The 21,757-nt window shown below is 71.8% G+C and carries 15 protein-coding genes and 1 pseudogene; all 16 read left to right on the top strand.

Annotated features, from left to right (window positions below):
* The first annotated feature begins 1 nt into the window (after position 1).
* The gene (gene pta, locus KNO15_RS11670) at positions 2–2,140 is read left to right on the top strand and encodes a phosphate acetyltransferase (protein ID WP_241703919.1); all 2,139 of its coding nucleotides are present in this window, start codon (positions 2–4) and stop codon (positions 2,138–2,140) included.
* Entirely contained in the window at positions 2,137–3,330 is a 1,194-nt protein-coding gene (locus KNO15_RS11665) for an acetate/propionate family kinase (RefSeq protein WP_241703918.1), read from the top strand. Before pta ends, KNO15_RS11665 begins: the two co-directional genes overlap by 4 nt.
* Before the next feature lie 63 nt (positions 3,331–3,393).
* Positions 3,394–4,707 (top strand): acyl-CoA thioesterase/bile acid-CoA:amino acid N-acyltransferase family protein, encoded by a 1,314-nt coding sequence (locus KNO15_RS11660; protein ID WP_241703917.1) that lies wholly within the window; start codon positions 3,394–3,396, stop codon positions 4,705–4,707.
* Complete coding sequence (locus KNO15_RS11655; RefSeq protein WP_241703916.1) at positions 4,704–6,017, top strand: acyl-CoA thioesterase/bile acid-CoA:amino acid N-acyltransferase family protein; 1,314 nt, start codon at positions 4,704–4,706, stop codon at positions 6,015–6,017. The genes KNO15_RS11660 and KNO15_RS11655 overlap by 4 nt, the downstream gene beginning before the upstream one ends.
* Positions 6,014–7,282 (top strand): acyl-CoA thioesterase/BAAT N-terminal domain-containing protein, encoded by a 1,269-nt coding sequence (locus KNO15_RS11650; protein WP_241703915.1) that lies wholly within the window; start codon positions 6,014–6,016, stop codon positions 7,280–7,282. Before KNO15_RS11655 ends, KNO15_RS11650 begins: the two co-directional genes overlap by 4 nt.
* Before the next feature lie 35 nt (positions 7,283–7,317).
* A complete protein-coding gene (locus KNO15_RS11645; RefSeq protein WP_241703914.1) occupies positions 7,318–9,861 on the top strand; it encodes a DNA polymerase III subunit gamma and tau in 2,544 nt (847 codons plus the stop codon).
* A 4-nt stretch (positions 9,862–9,865) separates the two neighbouring features.
* Complete coding sequence (recR, locus tag KNO15_RS11640) at positions 9,866–10,462, top strand: recombination mediator RecR (RefSeq protein WP_208039964.1); 597 nt, start codon at positions 9,866–9,868, stop codon at positions 10,460–10,462.
* Between the two features lie 191 nt (positions 10,463–10,653).
* On the top strand, positions 10,654–11,940 hold the full coding sequence (locus KNO15_RS11635; protein WP_241704658.1) for an aspartate kinase: 1,287 nt from the start codon (positions 10,654–10,656) through the stop codon (positions 11,938–11,940).
* An 85-nt stretch (positions 11,941–12,025) separates the two neighbouring features.
* Positions 12,026–13,099 carry an aspartate-semialdehyde dehydrogenase gene (locus tag KNO15_RS11630; protein ID WP_241703913.1) on the top strand — a complete coding sequence of 358 codons (1,074 nt, stop codon included), beginning with the start codon at positions 12,026–12,028 and terminating at the stop codon, positions 13,097–13,099.
* Between the two features lie 165 nt (positions 13,100–13,264).
* Entirely contained in the window at positions 13,265–14,767 is a 1,503-nt protein-coding gene (locus tag KNO15_RS11625) for a malate:quinone oxidoreductase (RefSeq protein ID WP_241703912.1), read from the top strand.
* Between the two features lie 265 nt (positions 14,768–15,032).
* Entirely contained in the window at positions 15,033–16,643 is a 1,611-nt protein-coding gene (locus tag KNO15_RS11620) for an ABC-F family ATP-binding cassette domain-containing protein (protein ID WP_241703911.1), read from the top strand.
* Between the two features lie 54 nt (positions 16,644–16,697).
* Positions 16,698–17,806: pseudogene (locus KNO15_RS11615) on the top strand (Rv2578c family radical SAM protein).
* A gap of 160 nt (positions 17,807–17,966) precedes the next feature.
* Entirely contained in the window at positions 17,967–19,160 is a 1,194-nt protein-coding gene (locus tag KNO15_RS11610) for a sensor histidine kinase (protein ID WP_241703910.1), read from the top strand.
* A complete protein-coding gene (locus KNO15_RS11605) occupies positions 19,157–20,368 on the top strand; it encodes a hypothetical protein (RefSeq protein ID WP_241703909.1) in 1,212 nt (403 codons plus the stop codon). The genes KNO15_RS11610 and KNO15_RS11605 overlap by 4 nt, the downstream gene beginning before the upstream one ends.
* Entirely contained in the window at positions 20,365–21,039 is a 675-nt protein-coding gene (locus KNO15_RS11600; RefSeq protein ID WP_241703908.1) for a response regulator transcription factor, read from the top strand. Before KNO15_RS11605 ends, KNO15_RS11600 begins: the two co-directional genes overlap by 4 nt.
* A 28-nt stretch (positions 21,040–21,067) precedes the next feature.
* Positions 21,068–21,742: a thymidine kinase gene (locus tag KNO15_RS11595; RefSeq protein ID WP_241703907.1), complete on the top strand. Its 675-nt coding sequence runs from the start codon at positions 21,068–21,070 to the stop codon at positions 21,740–21,742.
* Positions 21,743–21,757: the final 15 nt, after the last annotated feature.

Here is a 21,757-nt window from a genome sequence, read left to right as displayed (position 1 = left end):
CGTGGCCCGTTCGCTCTACATCACCTCCGCGGAGGGGCACACCGGCAAGTCCACCGTCGCCCTCGGCGTGCTCGAATCGCTGCGGCACTCCGTCGGCCGCGTCGCCGTGTTCCGGCCGATCGCGCGCTCGGCCGTCGAGCGCGACTATGTGCTCGAGCTGCTGCTCGACCGGGTGAGCGCCGACCTCACCTACGAGGAGGCCATCGGTGTCACCTACGAGGACGTGCACGCCGACGCCGACGCCGCCCTGGGCGAGATCGTGCGGCGGTTCCGGGCGGTGGAGGCGCGCTGCGACGCTGTCGTGATCCTCGGCTCCGACTACACCGATGTCGGCAGCCCCACCGAGCTCGGGTACAACGCCCGCATCGCCGCGAATCTCGGAGCGCCGGTTCTGCTGGTGCTGGGCGGACGCATCGGCCAGGGCTTCGGTGAGCGGCTCGGCCAGGCCGACCCGCGCACGCCGGAGGATCTGCGGCAGCTGGCCGAGCTCGCCCTCGCCGAGCTGCGCGACGAGCACGCCGGTGTGGTCGCGGTGATCGCGAACCGGGCCGATGCCGACCGGCTCGACGAGATCGTCGCGGCCGTCGCCGAGGCGGTCGCCGGCGCCGGCACAGCGGTCGCGTCGGGGCCGGAGCTGCCCCCGGTGTGGGCGATCCCGGAGGACGCCTTCCTGGTGGCGCCCAGCATCCGCTCGATCATGGAGGTCACGGGAGCCACCCTGATCGGAGGGGACGAGGAGCTGCTCGCGCGAGAGGCCCTCGGGGTCGTCGTCGCCGGCATGTCGATGAACCACGTCCTCCCGCGTCTCGTGGAGGGCGCGGTCGTCGTGGTGCCGGGAGACCGCACCGAGGTGCTGCTCGCCGTCCTGATGGCGAACTCGTCCGGCACCTTCCCGTCCATCGCCGGCATCGTGCTCAACGGCGGCTTCGACCTCCCGGAGCCCATCGAGCGGTTGCTCTCCGGACTCCGTTCGCCGCTGCCGATCGTGCGCACCACCCTGGACACCTACGAGACCGTCGTGCGCATCACGCACGCCCGTGGCCGGTTGGCCGCCGACTCGCAGCGCAAGTACGACACGGCGCTCGCCCTCTTCGAACGGTTCGTGGACGCGGACCGCCTGCTGGCCCTGCTCGACGTCTCTCGGCACCAGGTGGTCACGCCGTTGATGTTCGAGTACGACCTCATCGAGCGCGCTCGCGCCGCCGACAAGCACATCGTGCTGCCGGAGGGCGAGGACGACCGGATCCTGCGTGCCGCCGCCACTCTGCTGTCGCGCGGGGTCGCGCGGCTGACGATCCTCGGCGAGCCGTTCGAGGTGCGCTCACGGGCGATCGAGCTCGGCCTCGACCTCAGCAGGGCGGAGGTGCTCAGCCCGTTCGACGACGTCCTGCGGCTCCGCTTCGCGAACGAGTACGCGAAGCTCCGTGCGCACAAGGGCATCACCGTGGATCAGGCGGCGGACACGGTCACCGACGCCTCCTACTTCGGCACGATGATGGTGCATCTCGGCCTCGCCGACGGCATGGTCTCCGGGGCGGCGCACACGACGGCGCACACCATCCGGCCCGCCTTCGAGATCATCAAGACGCGCCCGGGCGTGTCCGTCGTGTCCAGCGTCTTCCTGATGGCGCTGGCCGACCGGGTGCTGGTCTACGGCGACTGCGCCGTCGTGCCGGACCCGACGGCCGAGCAGCTGGCCGACATCGCGGTCTCGTCCGCGCGCACGGCCGAGCAGTTCGGGATCGACCCGCGCGTCGCGATGCTGTCGTACTCGACGGGCGACTCGGGGGCGGGCGCGGATGTCGACAAGGTGCGCGCGGCGACGGAGCTCGTGCGCGAGCGAGAGCCGCAGCTCGCCGTCGCCGGCCCGATCCAGTACGACGCGGCGGCCGATGCGGCCGTCGGAGCGGCCAAGATGCCCGGCTCGGAGGTCGCCGGACGCGCGACGGTGTTCATCTTCCCCGACCTCAACACGGGCAACAACACCTACAAAGCGGTGCAGCGGAGCGCGGGCGCGGTCGCGATCGGACCGGTGCTGCAGGGGCTCCGCAAGCCGATCAACGACCTCTCCCGCGGCGCGACGGTCGACGACATCGTCGACACGGTCGCGATCACCGCGATCCAGGCGGCGCTCTCATGAGCGCCGTGCTGGTGGTCAACAGCGGCTCGTCGTCGCTCAAGTACCAGCTGATCGACGCCGCGAGCGAGGAGGTGCTGGCCTCCGGGCTGATCGAGCGCATCGGCGAGCCGTCGGGACACCTCCGGCACACCGGGCCGCGCGGCAAGTGGGAGACCACACTCGCGATCCCGGATCACACTGCGGCTTTCCGGGTGATGCTCGACGCGTTCGGGGCGGAGGGGCCGAGCCTCGACGACCATCCGCTCGCCGCGGTCGGTCACCGGGTGGTGCACGGCGGCAAGCGCTTCTTCGAGCCGACCATCGTGACGCCGCTGGTCGAGATCAACATCGAAGACCTCGCCGACCTCGCTCCGCTGCACAACCCCGCCAACCTGCAGGGCATCCGGGCTGCGAAGGCGGCCTTCCCCGACGTGCAGCACGTCGCCGTCTTCGACACCGCGTTCCACCAGACCCTCGCGCCGGAGGCCTACACCTACGCGATCGACGCGGCGCTGGCCGAGAAGCACCGGGTGCGCAGGTACGGGTTCCACGGAACCTCGCACAAGTACGTGTCCGGAGCGGCGGCGGAGTTCCTCGGCCGCCCGCTCGGCGAGCTGAAGCAGATCGTCCTCCACCTCGGCAACGGCGCGTCCGCGTGCGCGGTCGACGCGGGCCGGTCGGTCGACACCTCGATGGGGATGACGCCGCTGGAGGGACTCGTGATGGGCACCCGGTCCGGCGACCTCGACCCCGCGGTGCTCGTGCACCTGGCGCGGCGCGCCGGCCTCGGGATCGACGACCTCGACGAGCTGCTCAACCGCCGCAGCGGCCTGCTCGGACTCTCCGGCCACGGTGACATGCGCGACGTGCGGCATGCCGCGGAGTCGGGGGATGCCGCCGCACGACTGGCACTCGACACGACGGTGCACCGGCTCAAGCACTACATCGGCGCCTACACGGCGTTGCTCGGCGGCCTGGACGTGCTGACCTTCACCGCGGGCATCGGCGAGAACGACTGGAGGCTGCGCGCCGAGGTGTGCACGGGGCTCGAGGCACTGGGCATCCGGCTCGACCCGGAGCGCAACGCCGCCGGTTCGAGCGACGCCAGGCGCATCTCCGCCGACGACTCCCGCGTGACCGTGCTCGTCGTCCCCACCGACGAGGAGCTCGAGATCGCGCGCCAGTCCCTGCAGGCGGTCGGCGCGGGCTGAGCGGGCAGGTGCGGCATGCGGCGGCGCGGCGGCGGGGCCGGGCGGGTCGGAAGGGCCGGCCGGGTGGCCTCACTGCGCGCCGCTGTGGCGAACGCCGTCGTCGCCGGCCTTGCCCTCGTCGCGGCCCTGAGCGGGTGCGCCGCCGGGGCGGGTCCGACCGGACCGCGATTCGTCACTCCGCCGCTGATCCGGTTCAGCTCGGTGCTCTGGCCCGTGCCATTGCAGCTGATCGGTGCGCAGCCCGGCGCCCGGCTGCGGATCACGGCCACTCTCAGCTCGGCACGCGGCACCTGGACCTCGGGCGCCACCTACGACGTCGGAGGTGACGGGACGATCGACTTCGCCCACGACCGGCCGCAGCTCGCCCCGTTCACGCAGCCCGACTCCGCCGGGCTGTTCTGGTCGTTGCGCGGCCCGTCGCTCGGGCCCGAGGACCTCGCGCAGCAGTGGATGCGCGACGCGAGCCCGGTGACGCTGACCGCGTCCGACGGCGATCGCGTCGTCGCCCGCCGCACCTTCCAGCTCCAGGGTCTCGCGACCACCTCGCACACCGCAGCGGTCTACACGCACGATCTCGGTCCGGAGGGCGTCGGCAGCCAGCCGCCGCCTCACGAGACCCACGAGGACGAGCAGGTCGGCACCTTCTGGAGTACCGCCTCCGTCGAGAGACCGGTCGGGCCGGCCGTGCTGATGTTCGACGACCCGTCGCCCGGAGCATCGTCGGCGTTCACCGCCCCGGTGCTCTCGCAGTTCGGGGCGTCGGTGTTCGTCATCCCCGTCAGCTCACCCGACGGCGTGCACGTCTCGACCGTGATCGACAGCGGAACCGTCGCGGCGGTGCTCGATTGGCTCGACCACCGCACCGGCGTCGACGCCCGGCACGTCTTCGCCTTCGGGACCGGCGCGGCCGAGCAGCTGGCCGTGTGGGCGGCCACGACGTTCCCGGGCCGGCTGCACGGGCTGTTCGCCGGTGGTGGGGCGCCGGCGCTGCTGTGCCTGGCGGGATCGAGCGCGTCACCGGTCTTCGCCGGGAGCGTCGGCCTGCCGTGCGAGCGCGAGCCCGGGCCGGCGACGACGCCTCCGTCGATCCAGGAGGTCGCCGGACCGGTCGTGCTGGCCTGCGGCCGCGACGACGAGGTGTTCCCTCCCGCCTGCGACGACCTCCGCTCGCTCGCACAGACGCGGACGCTGCGCGCCGGCGACGAGCTGCTCATCCAGGCGGGCGCGGCGCATGCCGTGACCGTCCCGCCCGGTCTCCCGATCGCGTTGCCGTCCGCGCGCGGCCCGTCCGGGGCCGACGCGCAGTCGACCGAGGGCGCGCGCATCGCGTTCTGGAACGCCGTGGGGCAGCAGCTGCTGCGGGCGGTGCTCTCGTGAACGGGCGCGCGGGGCGCCGACGCTTCCCGAGCGCAGCAGCGGCGGTGATCGCGGCCGCCGTGGCGCTCTCCGGCTGCGTGACAGCATCGGCCGGCGGCGCTCGGATCGTCGTCGCGCAGTTCGGCAACGCGACGGACGACCCCGTCGTCATCTCGCTGACAGGGCTGCGGCCGGGACAGGACGTCCTCCTGACCGCGACGGCGACGACGCCGGCGGGGGAGTGGAGGTCGCGGGCCCTGTACGCGGTGCCGCCGACCGGTGCCGTCGACACCGCGTCCCAGCAGCCGATCACCGCCCCCTACGTTCGCCCGGACGCCGCCGCGCTGCTCTGGAGCATGAGCGGCCCCTCGGTGAGCCAGGCCGACCTGAAGCGCGCCTGGGCCGAGGGACCGGTGCGCATCGAGCTGACCGCTCGACAGCAGGGGGTGGAGGTCGCGACGACGCAGGTGCAGCGCTCGGCGCTGGCCGCGCAGAGCGTCGAGCGCGAGGTGAGCGTCGCCGATCTCGCGCGGGACGCCACGGCGACGGGCGACGCCGTGCCGCCCGCGAACGGTCCTGGCCTGCGGGTCGGGACCCTGTACACGCCTCTGCCGACGCTGGTCCATCCGCGGCCGGCGGTGCTGCTCATCGACGGCGACGACGATGCGGCCTCCGGGGCGTTCGCCGCGCGCAGGATCGCGGCGATCGGTTTCCCCGTGCTGACGCTGCCCGCGTTCGGGCCGGAGGGTCAGCTCCCCGGTTCGGCAGCGCTCTCCGTGCAGACCTTCGATGCCGCGCGCGCCTGGCTGGCGCGGCGGCCGGGCGTCGACCCCCGGCGCATCGTCGTCTACGGAACGGGGCCCGCCGCACCGCTGGCGCTGTGGTTCGCGGTGGCCGAGCCCGGTGCGATCTACGGTGCCGTCTCCGCCAGCGGCCCGACGGCTGAGCTGTGCGCGTCGGCGTCCGGTGCGCCGTCGCTGCTCGACGACGGCAGGCCGGTCCCGTGCGCAGACCCCGCCCGGACGATCGCCGACACGCCCATCCTGCCGCTCGGCCGCATCCCCGGGCCGCTGCTGCTGGCCTGCGGCACCGCGGACGAGCTGCTGCCGAGCGCGTGCGACTGGGTGGCTGCGGGCGCCGCCGCGCGCGGGCCGCGTGCGGCGGGCGAGACGCTCGTCGCCGACGGCTCGGCGGGCGAGTTGAGCGCGCCCCCGGTGATCCCCGTCGGCCTGGGCGACCTCCCGCCGCAGATCGCGCAGGCGACGGAGGACGCGCGCGTGGCATTCTGGTCGCGGGTGACCGCCCTGCTGGAGGGAGCGATCGGGCCGTGAACACTGCGCGGGTCCGCACAGCAGTCCGCCGCGCCCTCGCGGCGCTGGCCGGCGTCGCCCTCGCAGCGGTCGCGCTGACGGGCTGCGGCGCGCAGACCGGCGCGACGGGGCCGCGGTTCCAGCTCAGCGCGAACCCCAGCCCCGTCTGGCAGCCAGTCGGCATCCGGATCGTGGCGCTCCCTCCCGGCCAGCAGGTCACCATCCACGCCGCACTGCGCCCCGGCGGCATCTGGACCTCGCAGGCCGTCTACGCCGTGCCCGCCGACGGGGTGGTCGACCTGGCCAGGGACGTCCCGATCGAGGCCCCGTTCACCGGCGCGGACGGGATGGGGCTGTTCTGGACCCTGAGCAGCTCGACCGGCGAGGCGGCGACCTCCGACGTGATGTGGGGCGGTTCGTCGTTCTCCGTCGATCTGCAGGCTTCGGTGGGCGGCCGCCCGGTCGCCGAGACACGCGTGCAGCGCACCGGGCTCAGCCTGGCGGCCCCCGCTCGGGCCGTCTTCGACGACGGGATCACGGGAGACTACTTCCAGCCCACCAGCTCGGCCGAGGGTGTGCGTCCCGGCGTCATCGTGTTCGACGGCACAGATCCCGGCGAGCAGTCCGGGGTCCTCACTTCCGCGACGCTCGCCGCGCTCGGCTTCCCGACGCTCGATCTGTCGACCTACGGTTCGTCGGGGAAGGCCGCTCCGCTCCACAGCCTGCCGGCCGAGACCTTCCTCACCGCACTGCGCTGGTTGCGGTCGCAACCGGGCGTCGACGACCAGCGCATCTTCACCTTCGGCACCTCGCGCGGCGCGCAGCTCGCGCTCTGGGCGGCGGCCGCCTACCCCGGCACCGTGTACGGGGCGATCGCGCCGGGAGGAACGACCGGCCTGATCTGCCCGTCGCCGGTGCCCAGCCCCGCGGTGACGGTGGACGGCGCCTGGGTGCCCTGCACCACGGGGACCCACGATCCGGCTCAGGCCGCCGTGCTCGACATCGAGCGCATCCCCGGCCCGGTGGTGCTCGGCTGCGCCGGGCGCGACGAGGAGCTCACGAACGGGTGCGACTGGCTCGACGCGGCCGCGCACAAACGACCGCCGAGGGAGGGCGACTCCTACCTGCGCGCGCCGGATGCGACGCACCTGTTCTACCTGCCGCCCTACACGCCGTTGCTGCTGCCGGAGCCGCCCGCAGCGCAGCCGACCGAGCGCGCGAGGGAGACCCTGTGGGCAGACATCCTCACGGCTCTGACGGCGCCCTCGTCGGTCCCGGGGCACTGAGGCGGATTGTCGGCGGCGCCAAGTAGCATGTGTGGGTGGTAACCGCTCTGTATCGCCGCTATCGGCCCGACACCTTCGCCGAGATGATCGGCCAGTCTCAGGTGACGGAGCCGCTGATGACGGCGCTGCGCACCAACCGGGTCAACCACGCCTATCTGTTCTCCGGGCCGCGCGGCTGTGGCAAGACCACGTCGGCGCGCATCCTGGCCCGCTGCCTCAACTGCGCGGAGGGGCCGACCGACACCCCCTGCGGAAAGTGCGCGAGCTGCGTCGAGCTCAGCCGCGACGGCGCGGGTTCCCTCGACGTGGTCGAGATCGACGCCGCCAGCCACAACGGCGTCGACGACGCCAGAGACATCCGCGAGCGGGCCATCTTCGCCCCGGCCCGCGACCGCTACAAGATCTTCATCCTCGACGAGGCGCACATGGTCACGCCGCAGGGCTTCAACGCCCTGCTGAAGATCGTGGAGGAGCCGCCGGAGCACGTGAAGTTCATCTTCGCGACCACCGAGCCCGAGAAGGTCATCGGCACGATCCGGTCGCGCACCCACCACTACCCGTTCCGCCTGGTGCCGCCCGCGCAGATGCTCGAGTACGTCCAGGGGCTGTGCGACAGCGAGGGCATGACCGTCGCGCCGGGCGTCCTGCCGCTCGTCGTGCGCGCGGGAGGCGGTTCGCCGCGCGACACGCTCTCGCTCCTCGACCAGCTGATGGCCGGCTCCGAGGGCAGCGTGATCGAATACGAGCGGGCGGTCGCGCTCCTCGGCTACACCCACGCCGCCCTCCTCGACGAGGTCATCGACGCCATCGCCGCCCGCGACGCCGCAGGCGCGTTCGCCGCGGTCGACCGCGTCATCCAGACCGGGCAAGATCCTCGCCGGTTCGTCGACGACCTCCTCGAGCGGCTGCGCGATCTGATCGTGGTCGCCGCGACGAGTGTCGAAGGTGCGGCGGCCGTGCTGCGCGGCGTGCCGCAGGACGAACTCGACCGGATGGGCGTCCAGGCGATGAAGTTCGGGGCGGCCGAGCTCAGCCGCTCCGCCGACATCGTCAACGCCGCGCTGACCGAGATGACCGGGGCGACCTCGCCGCGCCTGCACCTCGAGCTGATGATCGCGCGCGTCCTGGTGCCGTCCAGCGACGACACCGAGCGCGGTGCGCTGGCGCGCGTGGAGCGTCTCGAGCGCCGCGTCGGCGTCAGCGACGCGAGCGGGGCGGACGAGGTGCGTGCGGAGCCGCGCAGTGCGGCTCCTGCTCCGGCCGCCGCGCCCGCTGCGGCTCCTGCTGCTGCGGCTCCTGCTGCTGCGGCTCCTGCGCGTGCCTCGGCCGTCTCCCCGGCGGCCGACGTCGCCGAGGCTGCCGTCCCGGTGCCGGTCGACTCGGAGGCGTCGGTCCCTGAGCCGGTCGCGCCCGCCGCGAAAGCACCGGAGCGCTCCGCGGCTCCCGCGGCTCCCGCGGCCTCCCGTGTCGACGAGCCGGGGCCCGCGGCTCCCGCTGCGGCCGCGCCGGCGCCCATCGGAGCGGTGACGACGCAGCAGGTCAAAGACTCGTGGCCGCAGATCCTCGATGCGGTCCAGCGCGCCAAGCGCAGCGCGTGGATGGTCGTGTTCACCGCCCAGCTGTGCTCGCTCCAGGGCGACGTGCTCACGCTGTCCTTCCCGAGCGACAACGATGTGCAGAGCTTCCGCCAGCCGCAGACGCCGGGCGGCCAGGGCGTGAGCGAGTACTTGCGCCAGGCGATCATCGACATCCTCGGCATCCGGGTCAAGTTCATCGCGCGCGCCGACGGTGCACCGTCCGGCGATGCGCCGGCCCGCCCGAGCGCTGGCGCGCCCTCCGCCCCGGAGGCGCCGACCTGGCCCGGCGCCGACGGTGACCCCGCGGCCGCAGCCACCCCCGCGCGCCCCGCGTCGTCGACCGCTGCGGCGAACGCGTCCTCGGCGTCGCCCGCGCCCGCGTCGCCCGCGCCCGCGTCGTCCGGGCCTGCGTCGCCCGCGAAGCCGGCATCGTCGGCCCCTGTCGAGCCTCCCGCTGCGTCGTCGATCGTGCCGTCCGCGGCGCCGTCCGCAGCCGTCACCGAATGGGCGACGGTCGCGATCCCGGCGTCCGCGCCGGTCGCCGTCGCCACCCTGGAGCGACCGCAGACCAGTGCCGAACGACCTGCCGCACCCGCCGCAGCGAAGTCCACGTCTCCGTCCATGTCCCCGTCGATCGATGATGTGCCGCCGGACGACCTGGAGGCCCCGGAGGAGACGGAGCCCCCGTACGAGTCCGAGGTGCCGGATGAGCCCGCGGGCGACTGGGCGGCCGCCCCGGCCGAGGGCGCCGTGGCGTCCTCACGCCCATCTGCGACCGCGCCGCAGCGTCCCGCCCCCGCAGGAACCCGTCCCGCCGAGCGGCCGGCCGCCGACCGCCCCGCCGCCGAGCGCCAGGCGCCGGAGCGTTCCGCGCCGGCCGCCGGGTCGCGCACTCCGACGTTCCAGGCGCCGCAGCGGTACGGCGAGGCCGTGGTGCGCGAGATCCTCGGGGCGACGTTCGTCGAGGAGCTGCCCGCGCCTCCGTCGCCAGGGATGAGGTAGCGGCGTGTACGAGGGCATCGTCCAAGAGCTGATCGACGAGCTCGGCCGCCTTCCCGGCATCGGTCCGAAGTCGGCGCAGCGCATCGCGTTCCACATCCTGCAGACCGAGAGCTTCGACGTCACCCGGCTGGCCGAAGTGCTTCTCGAAGTGCGCGACAAGGTGCGGTTCTGCGAGATCTGCGGAAACGTCTCCGAGCAGGCGACCTGCTCGATCTGCCGCGACCCGCGGCGCTCGCCCGAGCTGATCTGCGTGGTCGAGGAGGCGAAAGACGTCGTCGCCATCGAACGGACCCGCGAGTTCCGCGGCCTCTACCATGTGCTCGGCGGCGCGATCAGCCCGATCGACGGCGTCGGCCCCGACGACCTCCGGATCCGCCAGCTCATGCAGCGTCTCGCCGACGGCACGGTGCAGGAGGTCATCATCGCCACCGATCCGAACCTCGAGGGGGAGGCGACGGCCACCTATCTCAGCCGGCTGCTGACCACGCTCGAGATCCGGGTCACGCGACTCGCGTCGGGCCTCCCCGTCGGCGGCGACCTCGAGTACGCCGACGAGGTCACGCTCGGCCGCGCCTTCGAGGGCCGCCGCCAGGTCTCCTGAGACGCCACGCCCGTCCACCCCGCCCCCACCTCGCGTCCACACCCCGCGCCGAAGGGCACGTCGTTGCCGCTTTCGGGCCCCGGAGAGGACAACAACGTGCCCCTCGGCGCCCGTACGGGGCTTCGTCACATGGCCGATCCGGCATATCCCCGGCCGGTAGAATGGTCACTCCCGTGAGTTCTGGAGAGCCTGTGGCCCTGATCGTTCAGAAATTCGGCGGCTCGTCCGTCGCGAATGCCGAGAGCATCAAGCGCGTCGCCAAGCGCATCGTCGAGACGCGCAAGGCCGGCAACGAGGTCGTCGTCGCCGTGTCCGCGATGGGAGACACGACCGACGAGCTCGTCGACCTCGCGCACGAGGTCACGCCGATCCCGGCGCCGCGGGAGCTCGACATGCTGCTGACCGCGGGCGAGCGCATCTCGATGGCGCTCCTCGCCATGTCGATCAAGAGCATGGGCTACGACGCCCGCTCGTTCACCGGCAGCCAGGCCGGCATGATCACCGACGCCCAGCACGGCGCTGCACGCATCGTCGACGTCACGCCGGGGCGCATCCAGGACGCGCTCGACGAGGGCGCGATCGCCATCGTCGCCGGCTTCCAGGGCTTCAATCGCGACACCCGCGACATCACGACGCTCGGCCGCGGCGGCTCCGACACCACAGCCGTCGCCCTCGCCGCCGCCCTCGGCGCCGAGGTGTGCGAGATCTACACCGACGTCGACGGCGTGTTCACCTCCGATCCCCGGCAGGTGCCGCTCGCGCGCAAGATCGACAGGATCACCAGCGAGGAGATGCTCGAGCTCGCGGCGGCCGGCGCCAAGGTGCTGCACATCCGGGCCGTCGAGTACGCCCGCCGGCACAACGTGACCCTGCACGTGCGCTCCTCGTTCTCGAACAAAGAGGGCACCTACGTGCTCAACGAAGCAGCGGCGGCCGAGGCCGCCAAGAAGGATGGAACCGTGGAAGAGCCCATCATCTCCGGAGTCGCCACCGACCTGAGCGAGGCCAAGATCACCGTCGTCGGCGTGCCCGACGTCCCGGGCAAGGCGGCGCAGATCTTCAAGATCGTCGCGAAGGCCAACGCCAACGTCGACATGATCGTGCAGAACGTCTCGGCGGCGGCGACCAGCCTCACCGACATCTCGTTCACCCTCCCGAAGTCGGAGGGGCAGCGCGTGCTGCAAGCGCTCACTTCCGAGAAGGACGAGGTCGGCTTCCAGTCGCTGCAGTACGACGACCAGATCGGCAAGCTGGCGCTCGTCGGTGCCGGGATGCGCACCAACACGGGCGTCTCGGCCGCGCTGTTCGAGGCACTCTTCGAGGCCGGCATCAACATCGAGATGATCTCCACGAGCGAGATCCGCATCTCCGTCGTCACGCGCGCCGACACCGTCGCGGAGGCCGCCCGCGTCGTGCACACGGCCTTCGGCCTCGACGGCGACGAGAAGGCCGTCGTCTACGCCGGCACCGGCCGCTAGTTCCGATCGCGGTGCCCGGCTCAGGGGAATGAGCCGGGGCGCCCTCCTGTTCGACACTTCAGACCACGACTCGAAGGAACACACCATGAGCGAGACCACCCCCGGCTTCGACATCGCCGTCGTCGGCGCCACCGGCCAGGTCGGCAGCGTGATGCGCCGCCTGCTGGAGGAGCGCGACTTCCCGGTGAAGAGCATCCGCTTCTTCGCGTCCTCGCGCTCGGCGGGCACGACGCTGCCGTTCCGTGGTGAGCAGATCACCGTCGAAGACGTCGCGACCGCCGACGTCTCCGGCATCGACATCGCGCTCTTCTCTGCCGGCGCCACCGGCTCGAAGGCCGAGGCGCCCCGGTTCGCCGAGGCCGGCGCCATCGTCATCGACAACTCCAGCGGCTGGCGCATGGACCCTGACGTGCCCCTCGTGGTCTCCGAGGTCAACCCGGAGGCCATCGCCGACGCGCGCAAGGGCATCATCGCCAACCCGAACTGCACCACCATGGCGGCCATGCCGGTGCTCAAGGTGCTGCACGAGGAGGCCGGCCTCCAGCGGCTCGTCGTGAGCACGTACCAGGCGGTCTCGGGGTCGGGGCTCGCGGGTGCCGAGGAGCTCGCCGGCCAGATCCGCGCCGCGGTCGCCGACGAGAACCTCCTCCAGCTCGTGCACGACGGCTCCGCCGTGGCGATGCCGGAGCCCGTCAAGTACGTGCGCCCGATCGCGTTCGACGTCATCCCGCTGGCCGGCTCGATCGTCGACGACGGGCAGAACGAGACCGACGAGGAGAAGAAGCTCCGCAACGAGAGCCGCAAGATCCTCGGCCTCCCCGACCTGCTCGTGAGCGGCACCTGCGTGCGCGTTCCGGTCTTCACCGGCCACTCGCTGTCGATCAACGCGGAGTTCGCGTCGCCGATCTCGCCCGAGCGCGCCACCGAGCTCCTCGCCGATGCGCCCGGTGTGCGTCTCACCGATGTGCCGACGCCGCTGGAGGCCGCGGGCCAGGACCCGAGCTTCGTCGGCCGCATCCGCGCGGACGAGGGTGCTCCGGCGGGGCGCGGACTCGCCCTGTTCATCAGCAACGACAACCTCCGCAAGGGCGCAGCGCTCAACGCGGTGCAGATCGCGGAGCTCGTCGCCGAGCGGCTGAGCAGCCGCGTCGCCGGCTGACTCCCGCCGAAGGGCACCCAAACGCCCCTAAAACGGGGTTTTGAGGGCGTTTGGGTGCCCCTCGGCGCCTCGGCGCATCCTCGGCACGCCGCGAGGTGTCTTGATGTCGAGACAGATGCGGGCCGGACGACGGGCGCCACGCGCTGCTCACCGTAGGATTGTCTGGTGAGCACTGATCCCATCGACGTCGTCCTGATCGGCGGCGGCATCATGAGCGCGACGCTGGGCTCCATGATCCAGCGCGTGCAGCCCGACTGGAGCATCCGCATCTACGAGTCGCTGGGCGCCGTCGCCCAGGAGAGCTCCAACCCGTGGAACAACGCCGGCACCGGCCACGCCGCCCTCTGCGAGCTCAACTACATGCCGGAGGCCGCCGACGGCTCCGTCGATCCCGCCAAGGCCATCAGCATCAACGAGCAGTTCCAGCTGAGCCGCCAGTACTGGGCGTCCCTCGTCGCCGCCGGTCACCTGCCCGACCCGCGCACGTTCATCAACGCGACGCCGCACATGACCTTCGTGCGCGGCCGCGACAACATCCGTTACCTCCGCAAGCGCTATGAAGCGCTGAAGGACCAGCCGCTCTTCGAGGGAATGGAGTACTCCGAAGATCCCGCGACGATCGGCGAGTGGACTCCGCTGCTCACCAAGAAGCGCAGCACCAAGCAGCGCATCGCCGCGACCCGGCAGTCCGCGGGCACCGACGTCGACTTCGGCGCGCTCACGCGTGCGCTGTTCGACGACCTCGTCGACAACGGAGCCGAGCTCGCCCTCAACCACCGCGTCCGCAGCATCAAGCGCACGTCCGACGGCCTCTGGCGCATCAAGGTGCGTCACGAGGTCGGCCACACGCCGCACGAGGCCACCGCCCGGTTCGTCTTCGTCGGCGCGGGAGGCGGCGCGCTGCACCTGCTGCAGAAGTCGGGCATCCCCGAGATCAAGGGCTTCGGCGGCTTCCCGATCTCCGGCCAGTTCCTGCGGACGTCCGACCCGAAGATCGTCGCCCAGCACAAGGCCAAGGTCTACGGCAAGGCCGCCGTCGGCGCCCCGCCGATGTCGGTGCCGCACCTCGACACCCGCGTCGTCGACGGCGAGACCTCCCTGCTGTTCGGGCCCTACGCCGGCTTCAGCCCCAAGTTCCTGAAGAGCGGCAGCTGGTGGGACCTCCCCGGCTCGGTGCGTGCGGGCAACCTGGGGCCGATGCTCGCCGTCGCCCGCGACAACTTCGACCTCGTGAAGTACCTGGTCGGCGAGCTGCTCGCCAACCGCGCCAAGAAGATGAAGGCACTGCAGGAGTTCATGCCCACCGCCAAGTCGGAGGACTGGGAGCTCATCACGGCCGGTCAGCGCGTGCAGGTGATGAAGAAGGACCCGAAGCGGGGCGGAGTGCTGCAGTTCGGCACCGAGGTGATCGCCGCTGCCGACGGCTCCATCGCCGGCCTGCTCGGCGCGTCCCCGGGCGCGTCGACCGCGGTCCCGATCATGATCGACCTGCTGCAGACCTGCTTCCCGGACCATTACGCCGGCTGGCTGCCGACCCTGAAGAAGCTGATCCCGACCGTGGGTACGACGCTCAACGATCGTCCGGAGGAGGCCGCGCGCGTGCTCTCCGAGACTGCCGCTGTGCTCGACCTGGCGGATCACCCGGCCGGACAGGTCGCCACGGCCTGACACCCCCTCGCGCCGTCGATCCGTACCGCGCGGTACGGATCGACTGGACAGTCGCGTCGTCGGCCTGTTAGAGTCGGCGACGCTATGAAGTGAGAACCTCCTCTCGTCCCGCGCCCGAGGCGCCGTCGATCGAGTGAGCGACCCCAGAGGTCCTGCGCCGCCCAGCTCTGACTGGTCATCCAAACTGGGCGCTCCGGCACTGCTCATCGACGGAAGTCCGCCCGGCGGGAATCTGCTCCCGTGGAGCGCCCGGAAGGTGGATCTCATGCATACCCTCGCACTCTCTCCGCTGCGCGCCGACGGCATCTCGGTGCGGTACGGCGAACGGCGTGTGCTCTCCGACGTGTCGCTGACCGTTCCGCCCGGCGCCCGCATCGGGCTGATCGGCGAGAACGGCGTCGGCAAATCGACGCTGCTGCGCGTGCTCGCAGGGGCCGAGGCTCCCGACTCCGGCGTCGTCTCGCGGCCGCGTCGTGTCGGCTTCCTCTGGCAGGAGGTGCGCTTCCGCCCGGACGACACGCTCGCCGCCCTGATGGAGGACGCCCTCGCGGAGGTGCGCGCGATCGAGCGCGAGCTGGAGGCCGCGTCGCGCGCTCTGGCGGACGACGATCCGGCTGCCGCGAGGCGCTACGACGAGGCGCTCGGCGCCGCGGAGCGCGCGGAGGTCTGGTCGGCCGAGTCGCGTCGCGACGCGCTGCTCGACGGTCTCGGTGTCGGTGCCATCCCGCTGGCCCGGCGGCTTTCCGAGGTCTCGGGGGGTCAGCGGAGCCGGTTCGCGCTGGCGGCGCTGCTGCTCGGCAGACCCGACGCACTGCTGCTGGACGAGCCGACCAACCACCTGGACGACGCGGCGGCGGCGTTCCTGGAGTCGCAGCTCGTCGCGTGGAACGGTCCGGTGCTCTTCGCGAGCCACGACCGCGCCTTCCTCGATTCGGCGGCCACCGGCCTGCTCGATCTGGACCCGACGCGCACCGGCGCGACCGTGTTCGGGGGAGGCTACAGCGCCTACCTCGCCGAGAAGGCCGCCGAGCGGGCGCGCTGGGAGAAGCAGTACGCCGACGAGCAGGCCGAGCTCGCGGCGCTGAGACACGCGGTCGACGTGACCGCGCGCTCGATCGCGTGGTCGGGCAAGGTGCGGGACAACGACAAGTTCGTCAAGTCGTACAAGGGCAACACTCTCGACCGGCAGATCAGCCGGCGGATCCGCAACGCCGACGGCCGGCTGGACGAGCTGACGAAGGCCCAGGTGCCCAAGCCGCCGAAGCCGTTGGGCTTCACCGGGATCCCCGGGGGGTTCCAGCGTCTGGGCGAGGAGGCCGGATCGCTGTTGCAGGCGGACGACCTCCACGTTCCGGGACGGCTGACACTCGGCCGGTTCGCGGTCGGGGCTGACTCGCGCGTGCTGGTGACCGGGCCCAACGGCGCGGGCAAGTCGACGCTGCTCTTGGTTCTGGCGGGGCGGATCGTCCCGCTCGTCGGGACGGTGCACCGCCGTCGCGGACTGCGGGTCGAGCTCCTCGAGCAGGACGTGCGCTTCGCCGACCTGACGCAGACGCCGCGGCGCATCTACGAACTGGCGCTGGGGGAGCGGCGGGCGGAGTCCGTTCCGCTGTCCGGGCTCGGGCTGATCGCCCAGCGCGATCTCGACAGGGAGGTCGGCGTGCTCTCCGTCGGGCAGCAGCGCCGGCTCGCGCTGGCGCTCATCATGGCGCGGCCGCCGCACGTCTTCCTGCTCGACGAGCCCACCAACCATCTCTCACTCGGTCTCGCGACCGAGCTGGAGGAGGCGCTGGGCGGCTACCCCGGCGCCGTCGTGGTCGCCAGCCACGACCGCTGGTTGCGCGAGCGCTGGAGCGGGGAGGTGGTCGCGCTGTGACGTGGGGCCCACCGCCCGCTTGACGATCATTCGAACATATGTTCGAATAGTTCCATGAGGTGGAGCGGGCAGGAGCTGACGGTGGAGACGCCGTCGGCCCTGCCCGGTCTCGCCCGGCTGAACAACCTGGTGCGGTCCGTGCGCACGCCCGAGTTCGCGGGCATCACCTTCCACGAGATCCTCGCCAAGTCGGCGCTCAACAAGATCCCGGGCGGGGGAGGCCCGATGCCTTTCGGCTGGACGATCAACCCGTACCGCGGCTGCTCGCACGCCTGCGTCTACTGCTTCGCCCGCCCCACCCACAGCTATCTCGACCTCGACCAGGGCAAAGACTTCGACCAGGAGATCATCGTCAAGGTCAACGTGGCCGACGTTCTCCGCACCGAGCTGATGAAGCCGAGCTGGGCGCATCATCCGGTCGCGCTCGGCACCAACACGGATCCCTATCAGCGCGCCGAAGGGCGCTATGCGCTCATGCCGGGGATCATCGACGCGCTCACCGACTCCGGAACCCCGTTCAGCATCCTCACCAAGGGGTCGCTGCTCCGGCGCGATCTCGACCGGCTCGCCGAGGCGTCGAGGCGCGTCCCCGTCGACCTCGCCCTGTCGATCGCCGTCTACGACGACGAACTGCAGCAGTCGGTCGAGCCGGGAACGCCGACGACCAAGGCGCGACTGGCGACCGTCACCGCCGTGCGCGAGCACGGCCTCGACTGCTCGGTCTTCCTCATGCCGATCCTCCCGTACCTGACCGACACGCGCGCCCATCTCGACGAGGCCCTGCGACAGGCGAAGGAGGCCGGCGCCACCAGCGTTCTCTACACGGCACTTCACCTGAAACCCGGGTCAAGGAGTGGTACTACCTGTGGCTCGGGCGCGAACATCCCGAACTGCTTCCGCGGTACCGCACCATGTACGGGCGGGGCACCTACGCGCCCAAGGAGTACCGCGCGTGGCTCGCCGCCCGCATCAAGCCGCTCATTCGCGCACACGGTCTGGAACGCGGGCAAGAAGACCCGCTGACGGGCGGTGTCCGCTCCTCGGCACTCGGCATGCTGCGCGACGCGGAGGGCGAACGGCGAACCGTCGAGCGCGTGGCGCCGCAGGAGGTCGCACCGGAGTCGGCGCTCGTGACGCTCGGCGTCCAGCCGACGCTGTTCTGAGTGGATGCCCGTCGTGGTTCCAGCCGCGGGGTACAACGCGCCTGCGCGCCCGGGGTACACAGCGGCCGGGTGAACTGCCATAATCCCCTCTGGGGCGTCGCGATCGAGCGTCGCCCTCCGGCGGGTTCCGCCGGCCCCCCACTCGCGCCGAAGGAGCCCGGTGTCGCTCGGTCTTCCCAGCCACCTCTCGCGGGCGGCCAACTCCAAGGCGCTGGCCGCAGCGGCTCGGTGGGCGGCTCTGGTGTGCCTGGTGATGGCGGTCGTCAACGTCGTCATCTCGACGGTGGGAGGGACGATCGGCGCGGCCTCCTGGATCAGCACCCTCGTGCTGGTGCCGATGATCCTGCTGCTGCTCCTGCTCGCACGCGGTCGCACGGTGGTCCTGACGGTCGCGTACCTGCTGGTCGGTGCCGCGTGCACGTTCCTGTACGTCTACCTTCTGTTCGAGAGCACACCCGCCTACCGGGACACCAATCTGTTCGTCGTGGCGCTCCCGGTCGTCGCGATGACGCTGGTGGGCGGAACGGGAACCGGTGCGCTCGCGGGGATCCTCTGGGCGACCCTCGGATTCGCGCTCGCGGAGGCCGCCGTGCTCGTGGGGGCGACCGCGGCGGGGCGCGACTTCCGGCCTGACGCGATCTCGCTCGGCGCCTACCTGCTCCTCGTCGGCGTCCTCGCCTTCGACGGGCTCACGCGTGGATCGCGGTCGCGCACCCAGTCGGCCATCCACCGTGCTGTTCGCGATGCCCGACTCGTCGACCTGCGGCGCGAGCTGCTGGCGGAGTCCACCGCAGACCTCCACGACACCGTGCTCAGCGAGCTCGCCGCCATCACCGCGACCGAGCCGGGTGAGCTCCCGCCGCGGCTGCGCGCTCGCATCGAGTCCGACCTGCGCGCGCTCGGCGGGGCGGCCCTCCCCGCAGAATCGGAGCCACCGGCTGGCCAGGTCGACGAGCCCTGGTATGAGAGCGAACTGCGGCGAGCCATCGAGGACGCCCGCGATGAGGGGCTCGCCGTCGATGTCTCCGGCGACAGGGACGCGGTCGCCCGGCTGGCGGACGACTCGCGGCGCGCGGTCGGGCTCGCCGTGCGGCAGTGCCTGGTGAACGTCTTGCGGCACTCGGGCAGCGCGACCGCGGAGGTGGCCGTGTCATCCGGCGACGGGTCGGTCTCCGTCATGGTGGTGGACGGCGGCCGCGGATTCGCGGTGGCATCCGCCGGCGCCGATCGGCTGGGCCTGCGGCAGTCGGTGCACGACCGGATCAGCAAGGTCGGCGGCACGGTGACCATCTACTCGAGCGAGGACGTCGGCACGACCGTGATCATGACCCTGCCGACGGTGGAGAGCGCATGAACACCGTGATCGACGAGACGATCGTGCGCTACCGGTCCGTGCCGGTCGAGCGGACCCCGCAGCGACTGGATCCGCTCGGCGTGCAATCCGCGTGGCTTCTGGTGCCGCTGATCGGTGTCGTTGCGCTGGGGTACGCGGTGTACTCGACGGTGGTGCACCAGGAGCAGCTGCGGAGCCCCGCTCTCGCCGTGTGGTCGCTCGTCGTGTTGACGCTGGCTGTCGCGGTCGCCGCGATCCGCACGCATCCGGGGCTCCCGCCCGTCGGGCTGTGGTCGCATCTCGCCATCGTCGGGGTCGCGCTGTCGTCCGCGGTGCTGTTCGACGCGGCGGTGTGGGGCCACAACCAGCGCATCCAGGACGACTGGGGCCAGATCGCGGTCGCTCTGCTGCTCACCGCGATGCCGCTCTACCGACCGGTGCCCGAGGTGCTCGCGACCGCTGCGGCCTCCGCGCTGGTCCTGGGCGGATTGGCCGCGGCGCAGGCATCGTCGATCATCATCGCCACCCACCCCGCCGTCTACGCGACGGTCGCCGCGTCCCCGGTGTTGGCCCTCGCCTGCGGCGGCGCCGGCTACGCCTGGACGATGACGGGCGAGACCCTGCGTTGGCGGGAGGTCGCCCGCGGCGGCCAGCTCCGATTGGAAGGCGAGTTGAGGCAGGTCGCCAAGCGGATGGTCGCGCAGGAGCGGGCGACCGCGCTCAACGCAGAGGCCGTGCCCTTCCTCACCGAACTGCTGGCCTCTGGTCGGATCACACCGGAAGACCGCGAGCGGGCGCGGATCATCGCGACACGCCTCCGCAGCGAGGCGGTCGAGGCCGTCGACCGGAGCTGGCTGGCGGAGACGGTGGATCTGGCGCTCGCTCGCCGTGGCGCCGTGGACGAGCAGGAGCGTTGGTCGCGTGTCGAGGATCCCGATCGGCTCGACCGGGTGCTGAGCGAGGAGCAGCGCGCGATCGTCGGCGCCCTCGTCGGCACCATCGCCGGCCTCCCCGGACTCGACGCGTCGAGCGTGACCATCGTGGTCTCCGGGCTGGACAGCCCGGTCTTCCTGCTCACAGCCAGAGCGGAGGAGTCGCGCCGCGTGCTCCGCTCAGCGCTCGTCCCGTTCCTCAGCGCGCTGCAGTCCGTGTCGATGGAGGCGTCGATGCGGGTGCGCGATGGAGGCTTCACCGTGCGATTCGCATACCCTGGGAGGCGAGCACCATGAGCACCGCCACAGCACACCCCGCAGCCTCGTCCCCGCCGATCCGACTCGCCATCCTCGACGACCATGAGATCCTCCTCGACAGTCTCGCCACCTGGATCGAGCGGAACGCGCCCGAGTTCGACCTCGTGGTGCGCGCGGGGAGCTGGCTGGAACTCGTGCACAGCGACGCCTTCCCGACCGACCTGGTGATCATGGACCTCCAGCTGCGCGAATCGGTGTCGATCGGCGCACGCGTCCGCACGTGCCGCGCGGCGGGCGCGAAGGTCGTGGTGCTGAGCGCGGTGGACACGCAGGAGGACCGGGATGCGGCGCTCGCCGCGGGCGCGGTCGCGTACGTCACGAAGACCCAGCCGATGTCGGAGCTGATCGCGCTGTCGCTGGCCGCCATGGGCAGGGACGGCTCCGGCGCTGAGCCGAAGCCGGCCTGGCGTCCCCGTCCGACGGTTCCGGAGGCCTCCCGACCCAAGTTGAGCGACGGAGAACGGCAGGCACTGGTGCTGTACGCGGACGGGCGCACGACGTCGGAGGTCGCTCGCGCGATGAACGTGCAGTACGAGACAGCCAAGACGTACCTGCGGCGTGTGCGCGAGAAGTACGGCAAGGTCGGCAGGCCGACGAGCTCGCGCGCGGACCTCATCCGCCGCGCCGCGGAGGACGGCTACCTCACCTAGGGCGCCGGCGCCCGCATAGGATTGGCCCGTGGCAAAACTGTATTTCCGCTACGGCGCGATGAACAGCGGCAAGAGCACGGCCATGCTGCAGGCTGCGTACAACTACGAGGAGCGCGGACATCGCGTGCTGCTCGCCAAGCCCGAGATCGACACCAAGGGCGACATGGGCATCCTCTCGCGGCTCGGCGTGACCCGGCAGGTGGACTTTCTGATCGCCCCGGAGACCGACGCGTACGGCAGGTTCCAGCAGCACCGGGAACGCACGATCAAGCGCTTCGACCGCGATGTGAGCGCCCTGCTGGTCGACGAGGCCCAGTTCCTGACCGAGGCGCAGATCGACGACCTGCTGCGGATCGCGCTGCTCGACGACATCCCCGTGCTCGCCTACGGCATCAGGACCGACTTCCAGACGGTCGCATTCCCCGGCAGCAGGCGCCTCCTGGAGGTCGCCCACAGCCTCGAGGAGCTGAAGACGATCTGCCGTTGCGGCCGCAAGGCGATCTTCAACGCACGCAAGATCGACGGCGTCTTCGTGTTCGACGGCGACCAGGTCGCCATCGACGGCGCCGCGGTCAGCTACGAGGCGCTGTGCGGCAACTGCTATCTGGACGAGAGCCACGGCGTCCTCAACAACGGTCGGAGGCATTGGCCCGTGAGTGCGGCGACCGCCTACGACAGCGAACCGGATTCGGACTTCAGCTGATGCGCATCTCGGTTA

The organism is Leifsonia shinshuensis (assembly GCF_022606355.1).
Lineage (GTDB): Bacteria > Actinomycetota > Actinomycetes > Actinomycetales > Microbacteriaceae > Leifsonia > Leifsonia shinshuensis_B.
The sequence above is the reverse complement of the archived record's forward strand: the minus strand, read 5'-3'. Positions and strand labels throughout refer to the sequence as shown.